This window comes from Solwaraspora sp. WMMD791 (genome assembly GCF_029581195.1).
Classification (GTDB): Bacteria; Actinomycetota; Actinomycetes; order Mycobacteriales; family Micromonosporaceae; genus Micromonospora_E.
Genome location: NZ_CP120737.1, coordinates 6,795,128 through 6,813,051, shown reverse-complemented (window position 1 = coordinate 6,813,051; position 17,924 = coordinate 6,795,128). Strand labels below are relative to the sequence as shown.

Sequence of the window (17,924 nt, the reverse complement as noted above, 5' to 3'; positions counted from 1 at the left end):
GCCCCCGTCGACGGGGGCGACGCCGACCTTTGCGGCGTCGGGGCGACCGCCGACGCTACGGCGTCGGAGAGCCAGGCAACCGGACAGCCGGTGCCGCAGATGCCGAGGCCTGGGCGGCCGGCGCCTGGCCGGCCTGGTCGGCGATCTCCCGGGGCAGCCGCAGCGGCAGCGGTTCCCGTACCGGTTTCGCTTCCTGGCCACGGTCGACCACCAGGCCCCGGAGCGCCTCGGCGAGCGGCCCGGCGGCGGCCGGATCCGCCGCCGCCCCCTGGTAGAGGCCCCGCACCATCCAACGCGGTCCGTCGACCCCGACGAACCGTAGGTGGGTGTGGCCCTCCGGGGTGCGCACCCGGGCGACGAGCTCGGGACCGTAGTCGCCGGTCGTCTCCTGCACGGTGGCACCGTCGCGGCGCAGCGACTCGGCGATCTCGGCACGTACCTCGTCCCAGATGCCCTCGCTGCGGGGTGCGGCGAAGACCCCCAACTGCAGGGCGCTGCCCCGGTTCGCGAGCACCACCTGTTGGATCACCCCGTCGGGATTGGCCTGCACCCGCACCTCGACGCCCTCGATCGCGGGGATCTGCAGGCTGCCCAGGTCCAGCCGACGGACCCCGGTCGGCGCCTCGGAGACGTCGTACGGCCCGATCGCCGGCCCGGACGACGGCTGCGCCTCGATCGTGTCGTGCTGCGCCTGCTCGTCCTTGGCGTGCCGGCCGCGCCCACGGCCGCGGGAGAAGACCACGATGCCAACCCTCCGTTGTGCGAGTCGCTGTCCCGGCCGTGACGGGCCGCGTACAGCGGAGTATGGGCTGTCGACGGACCGCCGCGACGGTCGGGGTCCGTCCCGGGGGTGCTAGCCGATCGGGACGTCGGCGGCCGGTGCGGAGAGTCCGGCGTGACCACCGGTCGATCCGTGCCCGGCCGCGCCACGCGCGGAGTCGGGCAGCTCGTCGACAGCCCGGAAATCTGCAGTTTCCACGCGTTGTATCACAAGTTGCGCGATCCGGTCACCACGCGAGATCGTGGCGGATCGCGTCGGATCGTGGTTGATCAGGTTCACCAGGATCTCGCCACGGTAACCGGCGTCGACCGTACCCGGGGCGTTGAGCACGGTGACACCCAACCGCGCGGCGAGCCCCGACCGGGGGTGCACCAGACCGACGTACCCACTCGGTAGGGCCACCGCCACCCCGGTGCGCACCAGTGTCCGGGCCCCCGGCGCCAGCTCCACGTCCTCGGCCGCGAACAGGTCCGCACCGGCGTCACCGGGATGGGCGTACCGCGGCAGCGGCAGTCCCGGATCGAGCCGCCGCACCGGCACCGGCACCAGCTCGGACATGACTCCTCCTTGCTCGTCGCACCTCGTCGCGCCGTCGTCGCCCCCGTGAGCCGGGGGCGCCCGCGGTCGGCTCGCCGCCGGTCGGCCGGCGGTCGGTCCCGGCGACGGCGTAGTCTCGGACGGCGTGGCTGCCGTTTCCGCTGACCGCGACACACCGTACCGGGCCGTGGCGTCCTACCGGGAGCGGCTGCGGCTGCCGTGGTGGCTCTGGGCCTGCGCCCTCGGCCTGGCCGCCCTCCTCGCCGCCGAGGTGTGGATGGGTACCTCCGGGGTCCGTGCCTGGCTGCCGTTCAGTGTGCTGTTGCCGGCCACCGCCGTCGGACTGTGGTGGCTCGGCCGGATCCCGGTCCGGGTCACGACGGAGGAGTTCCAGGTCGACGACGCCCGGCTGCCGCTGCGCCACGTCGCCGACGTCGTCGCGTTGGACGCCGACGGCCGCCGGGAACTGCTCGGGGTGGGTGCCGACCCGCTGGCGTTCGTGATCCAACGCCCCTGGGTCTCCGGCGCGGTGCAGATCGTCCTCGACGACCCGGCCGATCCCACGCCGTATTGGGTGGTGAGCAGCCGGGAGCCGGTCCGGCTGGCGGCCGAGATCCTGGCCGCACGCGACCGGGCACCCGGTACGTCCGCCACCGCGGCGGACGCCGTGGGCCCGACCGGCTGATCAGGGGCCGATCGCCGGCGGCGGCGGCGGATGCATCAGGCCGAGCGCCCGCCGCTGGGTTCGCAGGTCCGCCCGGACCCGATCGGCGAGTGCACGGGTCGCCCGCCGGTTCAGGTAGCTGGCGACCGCCGCGCCGGTGAGGAACGGCCCGAGGGTGGTCAGGTTGCGGCCGAACCGGCGCAGCAGCAGTTCACCGAGTTCCCGACGGGCGGCGGTGCCGAGGACCGCACCGACGCCGACTCCCGGGACCACCGGGTTGACCCCCCGCTGGTTCGCCCACGAGTGGATCATGTTGATCGCCCGTTCCGTGCCGCTGCCGGGCACCGGTACGCCGTACACCTGGTGCAGCTCCCCGACCAGTTTCAGCTCGACTGCCACGACCGCGACGGTCTCGGCCGCCAGCAGCACCGGGGCGGACAGCAACGTCGGCGTGGCGGCCCACTGGATCGCGGAGATGCCGCCACCGGCGGCGCCGATGCCGGCGCTGACCCGGCTGGCGTTGCGGATCAGCCGCTCGGCCAGCTCCTCGTCGTCCAGGCCGGGGTGGTGGGCGCGCAGTGTGTCCCGGTCGCGGATCGGGATGTACGGCGCGACGTCGGCGACCGCGGCGACCAACCAGCGCATCGCCGCCGAGGGCCGGAACAACTCGGTCACACCCCGCCGCCGCAGTTGCCCCACGAGGCGTCGCAGCAGGTGACGGCGCCGACCGGGGTCGACACCGTCGCCGGTGAGCTCGGCGACGGTCGCGGCGAAGCGGTCGGTGCCGGGCAGCCGGGCGAGGTCGCCCGACGGTGCCGCCGACTCGTCGGACCGGGCCGGCTCCGACCCGTCGGGTCTGGTCGGAACCGATCCGTCCGGGCGGACCGGTTCCGGCCCGTCCGGGCGGGTCGCGTCGTCGGGTTCGGTCATGTGTGCCTCCACGGCGGGTCGACCGGCACCAATGGTGACTGCGGCGACCTCGTCTCCAAGGTCGCCGCACGCCTCCTGCTCCCCCGGTACGCCGTCAGGCGCACTCGCGACAGATCAGCTCGTTGTTGCGCTCGACGGCGAGTTGGCTGCGGTGATGGACCAGGAAGCAGCGCGCGCAGCGGAACTCGTCCGACTGCATCGGCAGCACCTTCACCGTCAGTTCCTCGTCCGCCAGGTCGGCTCCGGGCAGCTCGAAGCTCTCGGCCACCTCGGCCTCGTCCACGTCGACGGCGCCCGACTGTGAGTCGACGCGCCGTGCCTTGAGCTCCTCCAGGCTGTCCTCGCCGAGGTCGACCTCGTCTCGACGCGGAGCGTCGTAGTCGGTGGCCATCGGTTCACTCTCCCGTATCGTTCAGTCGCTTCCGGTGATAACGCCGGACGACGGTAATTCGGTTCCCTTGCGGGTCCCCTCGTTGGGACCGCAGACCAGCGTTCGTGCCGGTTTGTGCCGGTTTGCGGTTTCCGCAGGAAACTCCCCCCGCGAGCGCGGTACCTTACCCCCCTCTGGCCGACGCATGTATACCGCCCTTGTGGGATTGATGTACGCCCAGACGCCGGAACTTGTTCCCAATGTGACTCAGGCGACACGAAGATAGGGGTACCTGGCCACCGATCATCGTCGGCACGCCGGAGGGCGGCGCTGTTTCCCGCGCCGGACGGACAACCGCTAACCTCGGCGGCATACTCGGTTGTCACCGGTGCGGCGCGCCGACTCCGGCACCGTCACACCTGCAGGGGGCCATCTCATGAGCTTTGCGCGCGTGCGAGCGCTGGTCGTCGTCGGCGTCCTGGTCGTCCTCGCCCTGATCTTCGTCGTCGTCGCGATGGTCCGCGACAGCCAGAGCGGCGACACCGCCGCGGCGTCCTGCCCGGCGGGTTGGGCGGTCGCCGACGTCACGCTGCGCGAGGCGAAGGAGGTCCGGCTCAACGTCTTCAACGCCACCGACACCAGCGGACTGGCCACGAACGTCGCTGACGACCTGGGCAACCGAAACTTCCAGATCGAGGAGGCGGCCAACGACCCGGAGGGTCGGCGCATCGACGGCGTGGCCGTGCTGCGCTACGGCCCCAAGGCGGTCGGCTCGGCACACCTGATGCGGGCCTACTTCCTCGACCAGGCGACGACCGAGTACGACCCGGCGCGGGAGGACGACATCGTCGACGTGGTGATCGGCAACGGGTTCCGTCAGTTGGCCACCACCACCGAGGTCAACCAGTCCCTGGCCGCCCTCGGCAAACCGGTCCTGCCGCCGGAGACCTGCGCCGCGCCACAGTAGCCGGCAGCGCCGCCGGACCGGACCCGGCCGTATGGACCGGACCCGGCCGGGTCCGTACGGACCGGACCCGGCGTCCGGTCGTACGGACCGCACCGGCCGGTCACGGCCCGCCGGCGGCGTCGAGCCGGACCAGGTGCTCGGTCAGCGCGGGAAACAGCGCCGGCGGCGCGGCCACCAGCATCTGTGGGCCGGCTGACGCCCCGGCCAACCCGCCCACCGTGAGGCCGGCCTCCGCCGCGATCAACCCACCGGCCGCGTGGTCCCAGATGTTGAGACCCTTTTCGTAGTAGGCGTCGACTCCGCCCTCCGCCGCCAGACACAGGTCCAGCGCCGCCGCCCCGAACCGACGGATGTCGCGTACCTCGGCCAGCAGACCGACCAGCACCCGGGCCTGGTGCACCCGACGGGCGGCGTCGTAGCCGAAGCCGGTGGCCACCAACGCCTGGGACAGCTCGGTCCGCCCGGAGCCGGACAGCCGCTGGCCCTCGCGGTAGGCCCCGCCGCCGATCGTCGCGGTCCACTCCGCCCCGGTGGCGGCGTTGTGCACCACCCCGGCGACGACCTGCCCGTCCACCTCGGCGGCGAGCGAGACCGCGTAGTTCGGCAGGCCGTACAGGTAGTTCACGGTGCCGTCGATCGGGTCGAGGATCCAGCGCACCCGGGCCGGGCCGGCCAGCGCGGCGTCGCCGTACTCCTCGCCCAGCACCGCGTCGGCGGGCCGCAGCTCGCGCAACGCCGCCCCGACCTGCCGCTCGACGGCGCGGTCGGCCGCGGTGACCACGTCCGTCGCGGTGCTCTTGGTCGCCAACCCGGAGACGCCCTCGCGGCGCATCTCGCGGGCGGTCCGCGCGGCGTGCCGCGCGACCTCGACGGCGATCTTCAGCAGATCCTGCGGGTCCGGTGTCGGTTCCGCCATGGTCCCCCCTCGTTGCAGGTGTCCGTCCCGGTGGCACAGGCGTCCCTTCCCGAACCCGCACATCACCCGGGCGGTCAGCGACAATGACCCGTACGGCAGGGGTAACATCCTGTCAAAGTCCACGTTCGTCCCATGTCGGTGGCCCCCGACCGGCGGCTGGCTCGCGCGTGGCGGGATGATCCCCACAAACGGCGTTACAATTCACGCCTGCCCTCGTGCCACGGTTCACCGGCCCGGCCGGTGCGCCGTCGCGGGGGTCACACAATCACAACCGGCACGTCGCTCCGCGCTGCGGTGGCCGGTCCGGCCGTGCTCGTTCATCGCTCCGGAAGGTCATTCGTGACAGAACTCCGCCACACCGGCGCCGACGTACGCTCGCTAACCGACACGCTGATCGCACATGCCGAACGGGCCGGCGGTCAGCTCACGTCGGCCGAGGTCGCACGGACGGTCGAGTCCGCCGAAGTGACCCCGGCCCAGGCCAAGAAGATCCTGCGGGCGCTCGCCGACGCCGGGATCACGGTCGTGGTCGACGGCTCGGCCAGCACCCGCCGCCGGGTGGCCGCCGCGCGTGCCGCCACCCCCGCGTCCAAGGCCACGACCGCCAAGACCACCCGCCGTGCCCCGGCGCCGCCGCCGGCCCCGCCGAAGCAGGCGCCCGCACCGGACGAGGCGGCGCCGGTCGCGGTGACCGCCGCCGTACCGGCGAAGAAGGCCACCACCCGCAAGGCCACGACGGCGGCCGTGCCGACGGCCTCGCGCAACGGCGCGACGCCGGACGATTCCGCGCCGCCGGCCAAGGCGACCCGGGCCCGGGCCGCGAAGGCCGCAGGCGGCGCCACGGCGGCCAAGGCGGCCGGAGCGACGGCCAAGGCCACACCGGGCAAGGCCGCACCCGCCAAGGCAGGCAAGGCCACCGCCAAGGACGGCGAGGCACCGGCCACCGGCGACGACGAGATCGATCCCGAGACGCTGGCCGCCGAGATCGAGGACGTCGTGGTGGAGGAGCCGGCCGAGCTGGCCCAGGCCGCCGAGGCCGACGCCACCCGGGACAACGACTTCGAGTGGGACGACGAGGAGTCCGAGGCGCTCAAGCAGGCCCGGCGGGACGCCGAGCTGACCGCCTCCGCCGACTCGGTCCGCGCCTACCTCAAGCAGATCGGTAAGGTGCCGCTGCTCAACGCCGAGCAGGAAGTCGAGCTGGCGAAGCGCATCGAGGCCGGCCTGTACGCCGCCGAGCGGCTGCGGGCCGCCGAGGAGGGCGAGCAGAGCCTGCCGACCCAGCTGAGCCGGGACCTGGGCTGGATCTCCCGCGACGGTGAGCGGGCCAAGAACCACCTGCTGGAGGCGAACCTACGGCTGGTGGTGTCGCTGGCCAAGCGGTACACCGGGCGCGGGATGGCCTTCCTCGACCTCATCCAGGAAGGCAACCTGGGCCTGATCCGCGCCGTCGAGAAGTTCGACTACACCAAGGGCTACAAGTTCTCCACCTACGCCACCTGGTGGATCCGCCAGGCCATCACCCGGGCCATGGCCGACCAGGCCCGCACCATCCGCATCCCGGTGCACATGGTGGAAGTGATCAACAAGCTCGGCCGCATACAGCGTGAGCTGCTGCAGGATCTGGGTCGGGAGCCCACTCCGGAAGAGCTGGCCAAGGAGATGGACATCACCCCGGAGAAGGTGCTGGAGATCCAGCAGTACGCCCGGGAGCCCATCTCGCTGGACCAGACCATCGGTGACGAGGGTGACAGCCAGCTCGGTGACTTCATCGAGGACTCCGAGGCCGTGGTGGCCGTGGACGCGGTCTCCTTCTCGCTGCTGCAGGACCAGCTGCAGCAGGTGCTGCAGACCCTGTCCGAGCGGGAGGCGGGCGTCGTCAGGTTGCGATTCGGTCTCACCGACGGTCAACCTCGGACGCTGGACGAAATCGGACAGGTCTACGGCGTCACCCGGGAACGCATCCGCCAGATCGAGTCCAAGACCATGTCCAAGTTGCGCCACCCGTCCCGTTCTCAGGTACTTCGGGACTATCTGGACTGACCCCGGACACTCCACCGAATGTGTAACCTTCGTCACTTGGCGTCTATCAAGCGCAGGTCATCAGGGCGTTACCCGGCGGTGATCGTTGACGTGGCACCCTTGGTGCACGGCACACTGTGCCTACCAGGTGTGAGCCCGGTCCCCCGGGGGCACATCGGGAAGGCGGGGACCCCCGCCGGTGTTGGACGATGGGTGACAGACCGAAGAGTGTGTTCATCGGTGACGACCAGAGGAGGAAGGCGATGACCCCGACTCTCACGCCTCCGGAGACGGTGGATGCCCTAGGCGCCGATGAACGGTGCGACCGGTGCAACGCGGCCGGCAAACTACGGGTGACCCTGGCGGGCGGCAGTGAGCTGGTGTTCTGCGGACACCACGCGAACAAGTACGCCGACGATCTCGTCAAGATCGCGGTGCAGTTCAAGGCCGACCCCGAGTTCACCTGGCGTGGCGCCGATCTGATGGCCAACTGACGACGCGTACCACCCGATAGCGACGGCCGGGACCCCCGACAGCGGGGGTCCCGGCCGTCGCTTCGTGTGCGCCCCACCCCGCGCCGCCGACACCACTGCGACCTCGTTATTCAACCAATGGGTTGCATGCTGGCCGACCTAGCCTTAGGCTCGTATTCAACCGATAGGTTGATTATGAGGTGTGCTGATGACCGACGACCAGCTGTCCCGGGTGTTCGCCGCGTTGGCCGATCCCACCCGCCGCGACATCGTCGCCCGGCTGGCCGATGGCGACGCCACCGTCAACGACCTGGCCGCACCGTACGACGTCTCGGTGCAGGCGGTCTCCAAGCACATCAAGGTGCTCCAGGAGGCCGGGCTGGTCAGCCGGGCCCGGGACGCCCAACGGCGCCCGTGCCACCTGGAGGCCGACGTCCTCGACCTGACCACACGGTGGATCGAACGGTACCGCCGGCAGGCGGAGCAGCGGTTCCGCCGGCTCGACGCCGTACTGGCCGACCTGGACCGGGCCGAGTCAGGCACCAACGACCGGGCCGAGCTGGACCGGGCCGACCGCACCGCACCCGCGCAACGGAACCGACAAGGAGCTGCCTGATGACCAGTACCACCCGCGACGAGACCCGCATCGAAGCCGACCCGAACCTGCCGACCATCCGGATCATCCGCGACTTCGCCGCCCCGCGGGCGCGGGTGTTCCGCGCCTGGATCGACCCCGACCTGGCGACCCGGTGGGTCGGACCGGCCAGCGTGCAGATGACCATCGAGCACTGGCAGGGGCACACCGGCGGAAGCTACCGCTACACCCACTGGCGCGACGGCGAGCGGCTCGCCGGCTTCTACGGCTCGTTCCACGAGGTCCGCCCGGACGAGCGCCTGGTGCAGACGTTCACCTACGACGGCGTACCGGACGGGGTCAGTCTGGAGACCGCCACCTTCGAGGACCTGCCCGACGGCGGCACCCGGGTGACCGTACTCGCGGTGGTGGAGAACATGATCGCCCGGGACCAGATGCTCGCCAGCGGCATGGAGCACGGCATCCGTGAGGGCTACGCCACACTCGACGACCTGCTCGCGGCCGACTGAGCCGACCGACCGACTGAGCCGACCGACCGACCGACCGCGCCGGCGACCGGCACCGCCACCTGGCACCGGCACCGGCACCGGCACCGGCTCAGAGCGTCTGCACCATCGCGATGCGTTCTTCCAGCTGCTCGATGGTGGCCTGCGCACTCGGGGGACCACCGCACCGGCGCCGCAACTCGGCATGGATCTTGCCGTGGGGCAGTCCGGTCCGGTGGTGATGCGCGGCGACCAGGGCGTTGAGCTGGCGGCGCAGGGCGATCCGCCGCTCCCCTGCGGTCGGCGCCCGTTCCGGCTGGCGGGCGGCGGGCACCGGTTGCTGCTCGGACCGGGCCCGTCGCGCGGCGGCGACCTGCTCGGCCTGTCGCCGGTTCAGCAGCACCGCCACCTGGTCCGCGGTGAGCAGGCCCGGCAGCCCGAGGTACTCCTCCTCCTCCGGCGTGCCGGCCTGCGCGCCGGTGCCGAACGACGCGCCGTCGAAGATCACCTGGTCCAGCTCGGCGGTGGCGGACAACGCCTCGAACCGTTTTTCCAGCTCGCCGCTGGCCTGCTCGTTGCGCTGGGCGCGCTCGAGCAGGTCGTCGTCGAAGCCCTCCCGCTTCTTCGCCGCGCCCAGCACGTGGTCACGCTCGGCTTCCATCTCGCTGGCCAGCTCGAGCAGGTGCGGGACGCTGGGCAGGAAGACCGTCGCCGTCTCGCCCGGGCGACGGGCCCGGACGAACCGGCCGATCGCCTGGGCGAAGTACAGCGGCGTGGAGGCGCTGGTCGCGTAGACGCCGACGGCCAGCCGGGGGATGTCGACCCCTTCGGAGACCATTCGGACCGCGACCAGCCATCGCTGCTCGGAGGCGGCGAACGAGGCGATCCGGGCCGAGGCGCCGACGTCGTCGGAGAGCACCACGGCGGCCTTCTCCCCGGTGACCCGCTCCAGCAGCCGCGCGTACGAGCGGGCCGCCGCCTGGTCGCTGGCGATGACCAGGCCGCCGGCGTCGGTCATCCCGCCGGAGCGCAGTACGCCGAGTCGGGCGTCGGCCGCGCGCAGCACCGCCGGCATCCAGTCGCCGGCCGGGTCGAGCGCGGTCCGCCAGGCCTGCGCGACGAGATCCTGGGTCATCGGTTCGCCGAGCCGGGCGGCCAGTTCGTCGCCGGCGCTGGTGCGCCACCGGGTCTCCCCCGAGTAGGCCAGGAACAGCACCGGGCGCACCACGCCGTCGCGCAACGCGTCGGAGTAGCCGTACACGCTGTCCGCCCGGGACCGGGCCAGCCCGTCGCCGCCGGCCTCGTAGCGCACGAAGGGGATCGGGTTGTCGTCGGAACGGAACGGCGTCCCGGTGAGCATCAACCGCCGGACCGCCGGTTCGAAGGCGGACTTCACACCGTCGCCCCACGACCGGGAGTCGCCGGCGTGGTGGATCTCGTCGAGGATGACCAGGGTGCGGCGGGTCATCGTGCGGCGACGGTGCACCTGGGGTGCCATGCCGACCTGGGCGTAGGTCACCACCGCGCCGTGGAAGTCCGCCGACGAGTGCAGGTCGGCGTTGCGGAACGCGGCGTCGAGCTGGATGCCGACCCGGCCGGCGGCCAGCGCCCACTGGGTCTTCAGGTGCTCGGTCGGGGCGACGACGGTGACCGCCTCGACGGTGCCGTCAGCGAGCAGTTCGGCGGCGATCCGCAGTGCGAACGTCGTCTTGCCGGCACCGGGGGTCGCGACCGCGAGAAAGTCCTCGCTGCGCCGGCGCAGGTACTCCACCAGTGCCCGGCGCTGCCAACCACGGAGCGCCGGGAAGGTGTCGACCGTCGGCATGCTGGCCGGCACGCGCACCCCTTTCCGCTGTCCGCTTACTTCCGCCCACGAAAAGGCCCTCGCGGCCGCTGGTCGCGAAGGCCGATCGGGTGCCGGCTCAGCCGGCCATCGACTCGTAGATCTCCTTGCACCGGGGGCAGACCGGCGCCCCGGGCTTGGGGCTTCGGGTGACCGGGAAACGTTCGCCACAGAGTGCGATCACGAAGGTGCCCATCACGGCACTTTCCGCGATTTTGTCCTTTCGGACGTAATGGAACATCTCCGGACCGGTGTCCGCGTCCTTGACCTCAGGACGCTCCAGAACCTCGGTGCTCACGTCGTCTCCCACCTCCGGCTGAGAGTCTGGCAGTTCACGGCGTACGGGTCCAACCTCCGGCCCGGTCCACCGCCCCGTACCGTTGCGATCATGGCAGATTCCGCAGGCCGCACCGGGCCGTTGCACCACGACATCCAGTACGGCGCCGAAGTGGCCGACGCCCGCCGGGACGGACGGGCCATCGTCGCCCTGGAGAGCACCATCATCGCACACGGGCTGCCCCGGCCCGACAACCTGCGGGTGGCCCGGGACATCGAGTCCGCGGTACGCGCCACCGGTGCGGTGCCGGCCACGATCGGCATGCTCGGTGGACGCCTGGTGGTTGGTCTCGACGACGACCAGTTGACCTACCTGGCCAACTCCGAGACGGTGGCCAAGCTCTCCGCCCGGGACCTTGCCCTGGCCGCGGCGAACGGCGTCGACGGCGCCACCACGGTGGCCGCGACCAGCGCGGTCGCTGCGGCTGCCGGGATCGGCGTCTTCGCCACCGGTGGGCTCGGCGGGGTGCACCGGGAGGCGGAGCGGACCTTCGACGAGTCGGCCGACCTGGTGACGCTGGCCCGCACACCGATCACCGTGGTCTGCGCCGGCGTCAAGTCGATCCTGGACGTGGCGGCCACCCTGGAACGGCTGGAGACGCTCGGTGTCGCGGTGGCCGGTTACCGGTCCCGCCGGTTCCCCGGCTTCTTCATCACCGACAGCGGGCACGAGGTGGACTGGTCGCTGGACTCCCCGGAGCAGGTCGCCGAGGTCATCCGGGCCCGCCGCCGCCACGGCACCGGCGGTGGCGCGCTGGTGGTGGCGAACCCGCTGCCGACCGAGGAGCAGCTGGACCCGGAGCTGCACGACGCGACGCTGGCCGACGGGTTGGCCGCGATGGCGGCGCAGGGTGTCACCGGCAAGGGCGTCACCCCCTTCCTGCTGGCCCACTTCCACTCCGCGACCGCCGGCGCGAGCCTGGCGGTGAACATCCGGATCATCCTGCGCAACGCCGACCTGGCCGGCCGTATCGCGGTCGCCGCTGCCGGGTGAACCCGCCCGTCGGGCCGGTACCGCGCCCCCGACCGGGGCGGATCCTCGTGGTCGGCGACCTGGTCACCGACGTGGTGGCGGTGCTGGCCGGGCCGGTGGCCGCCGGCTCGGACACCCCGGCCGCCATCCGGTTCACCGGCGGCGGCCAGGCGGCCAACACGGCGGCGTGGCTGGCGTGGCACGGCGTACCGGTCACCCTGGTCGCGACGGTGGGTGACGACGACGTGGGCGCGCTGCGCCTGGCCGAACTCAGCGCGGCCGGGGTCGATCTGGCGGTACGCCGGTGCCGGTCCACCCCGACCGGCACGGTGATCGTGCTGGCCCACGCCGGCGAACGGTCGATGGTGGCCGACCGGGGCGCCAACCTGTCGCTGCGGACAGCCGACGTCGACGCCGCGCTGGCCGGCTTCCCGGACGCGACGCACCTGCACCTGTCGGGCTATCCGCTGCTGCACCCGCAGACCCGGCCCGCCGCCCGGCACGCGCTGGTCACTGCCCGGGCGAACGGGCTGTCCACCAGCGTCGACGCGGCGTCGGCGGCGCCGCTGCGCGCGACCGGCCCGGCCCGGTTCCTGGACTGGCTGCACGGTACCGATCTGCTGCTGGCCAACGCCGACGAGGCCGTCGTGCTCGGCGTGCCGCACGCGCCGGCGGTGCGGCGGCCGATACGGCACCTGGTGGTGAAACGGGGGGCGGCCGGTGCGAGCTGGCACGATCCGCAGGGCACGGTGACGGCACCGGCACCGGTGGTGCAGGTGGTCGACCCGACGGGTGCCGGTGACGCGTTCGCGGCCGGGTTGCTCGCCGCGTGGGTGTCCGGCGCCGCCCCGGCGGACGCTCTCGAGACCGCCGTACGGGCGGGTGCCGCCGCCGTGGGTGTCGTCGGCGCCCGGCCGGTCACCAGCGCCGGCACCGACACCGGGACCAGTACCGGTGCCGGGTGATCACGGCTCCATGTCGATGACCGGGCCGGCGGGTGACGCCACCGGGTTCGCGCCGAGGGCCGTGGGGGTCCGCGCCGACGGTCGGCGGCGGCGGGCCAGCAGGTGTTTGTCCTTCGGCGGCCGGTCGTTGGCGAGCAGCACCGCCAGCCAGGGCACCAGGATCATGCCGACCGCGCAGAGCGGCAGCCAGACCCAGAGCAGGGGTGCTTCCAGCGTCACCAGGACCGCGCCGACGATCAGACAGCCGCCACGGATGGACATCATGGCGACGTACCGGCGCTGCCGGCGGCGCAGCTGCTCCGCCGGGCTGGTCTCGGCGTCGGTGATCACGGTCGGGCGGTCAGCTGTTCGTCTCACCGGTTCCTCCTCGTCGCCGTCCACCCATCGTCGCACCTGGTCGGGCCCGGCGGCTGGCCGGCGTCGACAGCCGGCCCGTCGTACCACGTGCGTGTTACGCTGCCAGGGTGGGTAACCGGTTCAGCTTCGCCGACGAGGCCCTCGACAACCTGGCGATCTACGGAGTCACGCCGGGTGAGGTCTGGGAGGCGCTGCACAGCCGGCACCGGATCATCCGCCACCTCGGTGACGACGTGATGGTCGTCTACGCGGCCCTGCGCACCGGCCGGCGGCTGGCGGTCCTACTGGCCGAGTCCCGACACAGCGACAACGACTGGGACGTGCTCTCCGCGCGCGATCTCAGTGACGCCGAGTCGAAACGCTACGACGCGGCGCTGCACCACCGGCGACGATAGGAGTCCGTGTCATGCACCGTGACGACGCGATCAAGCAGTTCCACGACGGCGGCGACCGGATCGCCGAGTTGATCGACGAGAGCCCACCGGCCGAGATAGCCACCCCGGACACCGACGAGCCGATGGTCAGCCGCTCGATCCGGCTGCCGCTGGCCACCTACGACCGGGTCCGCGCCGCCGCCGAGGCGCGCGGGATCGGCGTCACCACGCTGATGCGCCAGTGGATCGAGGCAGGGCTCGCCGACCTGGACGAATCCGCCACGGTCTCGCTGGCCGACGTACGGCGGGCCCTGGCCGCGCTGGCCACCCAGCCCGACGCCGCCTGATCCGGTCGGCCTGCCCGCACCGTCCCCGGCTGCCCCCGCCCCGTGGTCGCCGGGGTCAGGCCTTCGCCGCCCTGGCGGCCGCTTTCATCTGCTGCTTGTGCTCCCGGACGCGGATCAACGAGTCCTCGTCGACGATGTCGGCCACCGAGACGTACACCCCGGCGGCACCGTACTGGCCGGCGGCCTCGCGCCAACCGCTCGGGGTCACCCCGAACCGCTTGCCGAGCAGCGCGAGGAAGATCTGCGCCTTCTGCCGGCCGAATCCGGGCAGGTCACCGATCCGGGCCAACGCGGTCGCCCCGTCCGGCGCCTCGGTCCAGATCCGGGCGGGGTCGCCGCCGTAGCGCTCCACCACCACCCGGCACACCTGCTGGACCCGGGCCGCCATCGCCTTCGGGAACCGGTGCAAGGCCGGGCGCTGGGCGAAGACCGCCACCAGCTCCGCAGGGTCGAACTCGGCCAACTCGCGGGCGTCCGGCTCGTGTCCCAGCCGGCGGGTCAGGTCGTACGGGGCGGAGAACGCCCGCTCCAGCGGCACCTGCTGATCCAGGACCATCCCGACGAGCAGCGCCAGCGGGCTGCGTTCCAGCAGCTCGTTGGCTTGTGCCTCGATCGGCAACGACAGTGTCATGGGCCTTATCTTGCCGGACCGGCCAGCGGTACCGCCGGACCGACCGGCGCCACGCCGTCGGCCATGCCCCCGCCGTACGAAGGTCGCGGGTCCTCCGGGACCGCGTCGGCGCGACCGGGCAGGATGACAGGGTGACCGACGACACCGCCTTTCCCGCACTGCTCGACGCGACCGGGATCGACCAGCTCCGTACCGCGTTGACCTCGGCCGGCTTCACCTCGACCGGAATCGCGCAACGGCTCGGGCCCTCGGCCACCGCGGCCGTTTCCCGCAACGACTACCGCGCCGCGCTGCGGGTCACCGCCGACGGTGACCCGCTCGCCACTCTGATCCGGTTGTTCGTCTGCGCGCAGACGGAGCCGGTCGACGCGGTCACCGCCGCGCTGGCGCCGCTGCCTCTGGCCGAGGCGCTCACCGCCGGACTGGTGGAGCCGGCCCCGGACGGCCCGGGGCTGCGGCAGGGCGTCGATCTGGAGCCGTACGGCGACGCCTGGTGGGTGATCTCCGACGTACCTGCGCATCTGCGGGCGGGGCGACCCCTCGCCGCCGATCATGTCCTCGGGGCCGGCGGTTCCTCGACGACGCTGGCCGGTGCGGTCCCCCGTCGTCCGGTCGGTGCCGCCCTGGACCTGGGCACCGGCTGCGGTGTGCAGGCGCTGCACCTGGCCGAGCACGCTACCCGGGTCACCGCGACCGACCTGTCCGTCCGGGCACTGCGGTTCGCGGCGACGACCGCCGCGCTCAACGGTCAGCAGTGGGAGCTGTTGCACGGCGATCTGACCGCTCCGGTCACCGACCGACGGTTCGACCTGGTGGTGAGCAACCCGCCGTTCGTGGTCGGGCCGGGCACCGCCACCCACGTCTACCGGGACTCCGGGCGTGTCGGCGACGGCGTCTGCGCCGAGCTGGCGGCGGCGGCCGACGGGCTGCTCACCGACGGCGGCATGATGCTCTACCTGGCCAACTGGATGCACGTCGCCGGCGAGGACTGGACCGAGCGGGTCGCGGGCTGGATCGCCGGCACCGGTATGGACGGATGGGTGATCCAGCGGGAGGTGGCCGACCCGGTGGCCTACGTCAACCTGTGGCTCGCCGACGCCAGCGAGGGGCCCGACGCGCACCGGGCTGCGGCCTGGCTCGACTGGTTCGACGCCCAGAAGGTCGAGGCGATCGGTTTCGGCCTGGTCGCGCTGCGCCGGGCCGGACACGACGATCCGCTGGTACGGGTCGAGGAGCTGCGCCAGCCGGTGACGCCGCCGCTGGGTGAGCGGATCGACGAGTGGTTCGCCCGGCAGGACTGGCTGCGCGACCGGGACTCCGACGGGCTGCTCGCGGCCCGGTACCGGGCGGCCACCGGGTTGCGCCTGCAGCAGGAGGCCAGCATCGGCGACGACGGCTGGGCGGTGGACCGGCAGATCGTCACGATGACCGACGGCCTGCGCTGGTCCGAGGAGGTCGACCCGCTGGTCCTGGCGTTGATCGGCGGCTGCGACGGTCAGGTCGCCATGCGTGGGCAGCTCGCTCTGCTGGCGGCCGCACACGACGTACCGGAGGCGGAGTTGACCGAGGCGGCCCTGCCGATCCTGACGCGGCTGGTCGAGCGCGGCATCCTGCAGCCGGTGTGACAGGCTGACCGGCATGCGGGCGGTGGTGCAGACGGTCAGCCGGGCATCGGTCACGGTCGACGGCGACGTCGTCGCCGCGATCGACGACGGACTGTTGGTGCTGCTCGGGGTGACCGGCTCCGACACCCCCGCCGTCGCGGCCCAGATGGCCCGCAAGGTGCACGAGCTGCGGATCTTCCCGCCCGACCCGGACGCCGTCGGCACCGCCGAACGGTCCGCCGAGCAACTGGGGGCACCGATCCTGGTGGTCAGTCAGTTCACCCTGTACGGAGACGCCCGTCGGGGCCGGCGGCCGAGCTGGTCGGCGGCCGCCCCGGCGGAGGTCGCCGAGCCGTTGGTCGGCGCGTTCGTCGCGGCGCTGACCGAGCGGGGCGCGCCGGTGCAGACCGGCCGGTTCCGCGCACACATGCTGGTGGAGAGCGTCAACGTTGGCCCGCAGACCATCCTGCTGGAATTGTGAGCCGACGACTTCCCGTCGCCCGATGACTACGTAGCGAAGCCGTACTGCCGCGTCCGGGCGTCGCCAGGTCCCGGATTCATGCCACCTCTCCCTCGCCTCACCGTGACTTCACGCCCCGACCGGCAAGCTGGTCTTCACCAGCGGCACTCCGCTGCTGGCTTACCACTTGTCGACGCGGGGAGGCGACTGAGAGTGGTCACACGCACCATCGAAGACGGCACCGACACCACCGCCGGAGTCACCACCGACGGTCAGCACGACCTTGACGCCACTGACGACCGCGGCGCCTCCGCCGATCTGGTCCGCGCATATCTGAACGGAATCGGGCGTACCAAGCTGCTCACCGCCGCGCAGGAGGTCGAGCTGGCCAAGCGGATCGAAGCCGGCCTGTTCGCCGAGGAGAAGCTCACCACCGGCGGTCGGCTCACCGCGCGGCTGCGCGCCGACCTGGGTGTCGTCGTCGTCGAGGGCCGGGCCGCCAAGGACCACCTGCTGGAGGCGAACCTACGGCTGGTCGTGAGCATCGCCAAGCGCTACACCGGGCGCGGGATGGCCTTCCTCGACCTCATCCAGGAAGGCAACCTGGGCCTGATCCGCGCCGTCGAGAAGTTCGACTACACCAAGGGCTACAAGTTCTCCACCTACGCCACCTGGTGGATCCGCCAGGCCATCACCCGGGCCATGGCCGACCAGGCCCGCACCATCCGCATCCCGGTGCACATGGTCGAGCAGGTCAACCGGATGGTCCGTACCCGCCGGGAGCTGGCCGTGACGATCGGCCGCGAACCGACGATCGCCGAGATCGCCACGGCGATGTCGGTGCCGGAGTTCCAGGTGATCGAGCTGATCTCCTACGACCGGGAGCCGGTCAGCCTGGATCAGGCGGTCGGTGAGGACGGCGAGAGCGCCCTCGGCGACTTCGTGGCCGCGGTGGATCCCCGTGAGCAGGCCGGCGCGTCGGCTTCCGACGGCAAGCTGCGCAACGAGGTGGAGATCGTCCTGTCCACCCTGTCCCAGCGGGAGCAGGACGTCATCCGGCTACGGTTCGGGCTCGACGACGGACGCCAGCGCACCCTCGACGAGGTCGGCCGCGAGTTCGGGCTGTCCCGCGAGCGGATCCGGCAGATCGAGAAGGTCACCCTGTCCAAGCTGCGTGACCCGGCACGGGCGCAGCGACTGGAGGCGTACGCGGGCTGACCGTGGGGGACGGTGGCCGGTCGGGTGTCCGCACCCGACCGGCCACCGGCGGTTCGGCGGCACGACAAGCCGGCGG

The 17,924-nt window shown here is 72.3% G+C and carries 22 protein-coding genes; 13 read left to right on the top strand and 9 right to left on the bottom strand.

Annotated elements, in window-relative coordinates; genetic code table 11:
* Nucleotides 1-55 precede the first annotated feature (55 nt).
* Entirely contained in the window at nucleotides 56-742 is a 687-nt protein-coding gene (locus O7623_RS30780; protein WP_282226416.1) for a DUF3710 domain-containing protein, read from the bottom strand.
* Nucleotides 743-853: 111 nt separating this feature from the next.
* Entirely contained in the window at nucleotides 854-1,339 is a 486-nt protein-coding gene (gene dut, locus O7623_RS30775; RefSeq protein WP_282226415.1) for a dUTP diphosphatase, read from the bottom strand.
* 124 nt (nucleotides 1,340-1,463) lie between these two features.
* On the opposite strand from dut, the gene O7623_RS30770 reads away from it, so the two are divergent.
* The gene (locus O7623_RS30770) at nucleotides 1,464-2,003 is read left to right on the top strand and encodes a DUF3093 domain-containing protein (protein WP_282226414.1); all 540 of its coding nucleotides are present in this window, start codon (nucleotides 1,464-1,466) and stop codon (nucleotides 2,001-2,003) included.
* Here O7623_RS30770 and O7623_RS30765 read toward each other — a convergent pair whose 3' ends face one another.
* Nucleotides 2,004-2,912, bottom strand: a complete 909-nt coding sequence (locus O7623_RS30765) for a hypothetical protein (RefSeq protein ID WP_282226413.1) — start codon at nucleotides 2,910-2,912, stop codon at nucleotides 2,004-2,006.
* Between the two features lie 94 nt (nucleotides 2,913-3,006).
* On the bottom strand, nucleotides 3,007-3,303 hold the full coding sequence (locus O7623_RS30760; protein WP_282226412.1) for a DUF4193 domain-containing protein: 297 nt from the start codon (nucleotides 3,301-3,303) through the stop codon (nucleotides 3,007-3,009).
* A gap of 430 nt (nucleotides 3,304-3,733) precedes the next feature.
* Between O7623_RS30760 and O7623_RS30755 the strand changes: the two genes are divergently transcribed.
* Complete coding sequence (locus tag O7623_RS30755) at nucleotides 3,734-4,249, top strand: LytR C-terminal domain-containing protein (protein WP_282229664.1); 516 nt, start codon at nucleotides 3,734-3,736, stop codon at nucleotides 4,247-4,249.
* A 100-nt stretch (nucleotides 4,250-4,349) separates the two neighbouring features.
* Here the strand turns inward: O7623_RS30755 and O7623_RS30750 are convergent, their stop codons facing one another.
* Nucleotides 4,350-5,165, bottom strand: coding sequence for an inositol monophosphatase family protein (locus O7623_RS30750; protein ID WP_282226411.1), 816 nt, complete (start codon nucleotides 5,163-5,165; stop codon nucleotides 4,350-4,352).
* A 339-nt stretch (nucleotides 5,166-5,504) separates the two neighbouring features.
* Here O7623_RS30750 and O7623_RS30745 point away from each other — a divergent pair, with 339 nt between their 5' ends.
* From O7623_RS30745 to O7623_RS30730, 4 genes are all read left to right on the top strand, one after another.
* Nucleotides 5,505-7,208 carry an RNA polymerase sigma factor gene (locus O7623_RS30745; protein ID WP_282226410.1) on the top strand — a complete coding sequence of 568 codons (1,704 nt, stop codon included), beginning with the start codon at nucleotides 5,505-5,507 and terminating at the stop codon, nucleotides 7,206-7,208.
* Nucleotides 7,209-7,450: 242 nt separating this feature from the next.
* Nucleotides 7,451-7,681: a hypothetical protein gene (locus O7623_RS30740; RefSeq protein ID WP_123604458.1), complete on the top strand. Its 231-nt coding sequence runs from the start codon at nucleotides 7,451-7,453 to the stop codon at nucleotides 7,679-7,681.
* Between the two features lie 187 nt (nucleotides 7,682-7,868).
* A complete protein-coding gene (locus tag O7623_RS30735) occupies nucleotides 7,869-8,276 on the top strand; it encodes a metalloregulator ArsR/SmtB family transcription factor (RefSeq protein WP_282226409.1) in 408 nt (135 codons plus the stop codon).
* A complete protein-coding gene (locus tag O7623_RS30730) occupies nucleotides 8,276-8,764 on the top strand; it encodes an SRPBCC family protein (RefSeq protein WP_282226408.1) in 489 nt (162 codons plus the stop codon). Before O7623_RS30735 ends, O7623_RS30730 begins: the two co-directional genes overlap by 1 nt.
* An 88-nt stretch (nucleotides 8,765-8,852) precedes the next feature.
* On the opposite strand, the gene O7623_RS30725 is transcribed toward O7623_RS30730, so the two are convergent.
* Both O7623_RS30725 and O7623_RS30720 read right to left on the bottom strand, forming a co-directional pair.
* Nucleotides 8,853-10,577 (bottom strand): DEAD/DEAH box helicase family protein, encoded by a 1,725-nt coding sequence (locus tag O7623_RS30725; RefSeq protein ID WP_282226407.1) that lies wholly within the window; start codon nucleotides 10,575-10,577, stop codon nucleotides 8,853-8,855.
* Between the two features lie 85 nt (nucleotides 10,578-10,662).
* Nucleotides 10,663-10,881, bottom strand: coding sequence for a DUF3039 domain-containing protein (locus O7623_RS30720; protein WP_282226406.1), 219 nt, complete (start codon nucleotides 10,879-10,881; stop codon nucleotides 10,663-10,665).
* A 90-nt stretch (nucleotides 10,882-10,971) separates the two neighbouring features.
* Between O7623_RS30720 and O7623_RS30715 the strand changes: the two genes are divergently transcribed.
* Together O7623_RS30715 and O7623_RS30710 are read left to right on the top strand one after the other, a co-directional pair.
* Entirely contained in the window at nucleotides 10,972-11,913 is a 942-nt protein-coding gene (locus tag O7623_RS30715) for a pseudouridine-5'-phosphate glycosidase (RefSeq protein WP_282226405.1), read from the top strand.
* The gene (locus tag O7623_RS30710) at nucleotides 11,910-12,857 is read left to right on the top strand and encodes a PfkB family carbohydrate kinase (protein WP_282226404.1); all 948 of its coding nucleotides are present in this window, start codon (nucleotides 11,910-11,912) and stop codon (nucleotides 12,855-12,857) included. The genes O7623_RS30715 and O7623_RS30710 overlap by 4 nt, the downstream gene beginning before the upstream one ends.
* On the opposite strand, the gene O7623_RS30705 is transcribed toward O7623_RS30710, so the two are convergent.
* On the bottom strand, nucleotides 12,858-13,214 hold the full coding sequence (locus O7623_RS30705; protein WP_282226403.1) for a DUF3099 domain-containing protein: 357 nt from the start codon (nucleotides 13,212-13,214) through the stop codon (nucleotides 12,858-12,860).
* A gap of 107 nt (nucleotides 13,215-13,321) precedes the next feature.
* Between O7623_RS30705 and O7623_RS30700 the strand changes: the two genes are divergently transcribed.
* Both O7623_RS30700 and O7623_RS30695 read left to right on the top strand, forming a co-directional pair.
* Entirely contained in the window at nucleotides 13,322-13,609 is a 288-nt protein-coding gene (locus O7623_RS30700; RefSeq protein WP_282226402.1) for a hypothetical protein, read from the top strand.
* 11 nt (nucleotides 13,610-13,620) lie between these two features.
* Complete coding sequence (locus O7623_RS30695; protein WP_282226401.1) at nucleotides 13,621-13,935, top strand: hypothetical protein; 315 nt, start codon at nucleotides 13,621-13,623, stop codon at nucleotides 13,933-13,935.
* A gap of 55 nt (nucleotides 13,936-13,990) precedes the next feature.
* On the opposite strand, the gene O7623_RS30690 is transcribed toward O7623_RS30695, so the two are convergent.
* On the bottom strand, nucleotides 13,991-14,566 hold the full coding sequence (locus O7623_RS30690; RefSeq protein ID WP_282226400.1) for an HhH-GPD-type base excision DNA repair protein: 576 nt from the start codon (nucleotides 14,564-14,566) through the stop codon (nucleotides 13,991-13,993).
* A gap of 131 nt (nucleotides 14,567-14,697) precedes the next feature.
* On the opposite strand from O7623_RS30690, the gene O7623_RS30685 reads away from it, so the two are divergent.
* The 3 genes from O7623_RS30685 to sigB all read left to right on the top strand — a co-directional run bounded on the left by O7623_RS30685 (nucleotide 14,698) and on the right by sigB (nucleotide 17,848).
* Nucleotides 14,698-16,191 (top strand): methyltransferase, encoded by a 1,494-nt coding sequence (locus tag O7623_RS30685; protein ID WP_282226399.1) that lies wholly within the window; start codon nucleotides 14,698-14,700, stop codon nucleotides 16,189-16,191.
* A 13-nt stretch (nucleotides 16,192-16,204) separates the two neighbouring features.
* The gene (gene dtd / locus O7623_RS30680; protein WP_282226398.1) at nucleotides 16,205-16,651 is read left to right on the top strand and encodes a D-aminoacyl-tRNA deacylase; all 447 of its coding nucleotides are present in this window, start codon (nucleotides 16,205-16,207) and stop codon (nucleotides 16,649-16,651) included.
* A gap of 207 nt (nucleotides 16,652-16,858) precedes the next feature.
* Nucleotides 16,859-17,848 carry an RNA polymerase sigma factor SigB gene (sigB, locus tag O7623_RS30675; protein ID WP_282229663.1) on the top strand — a complete coding sequence of 330 codons (990 nt, stop codon included), beginning with the start codon at nucleotides 16,859-16,861 and terminating at the stop codon, nucleotides 17,846-17,848.
* Nucleotides 17,849-17,924: the final 76 nt, after the last annotated feature.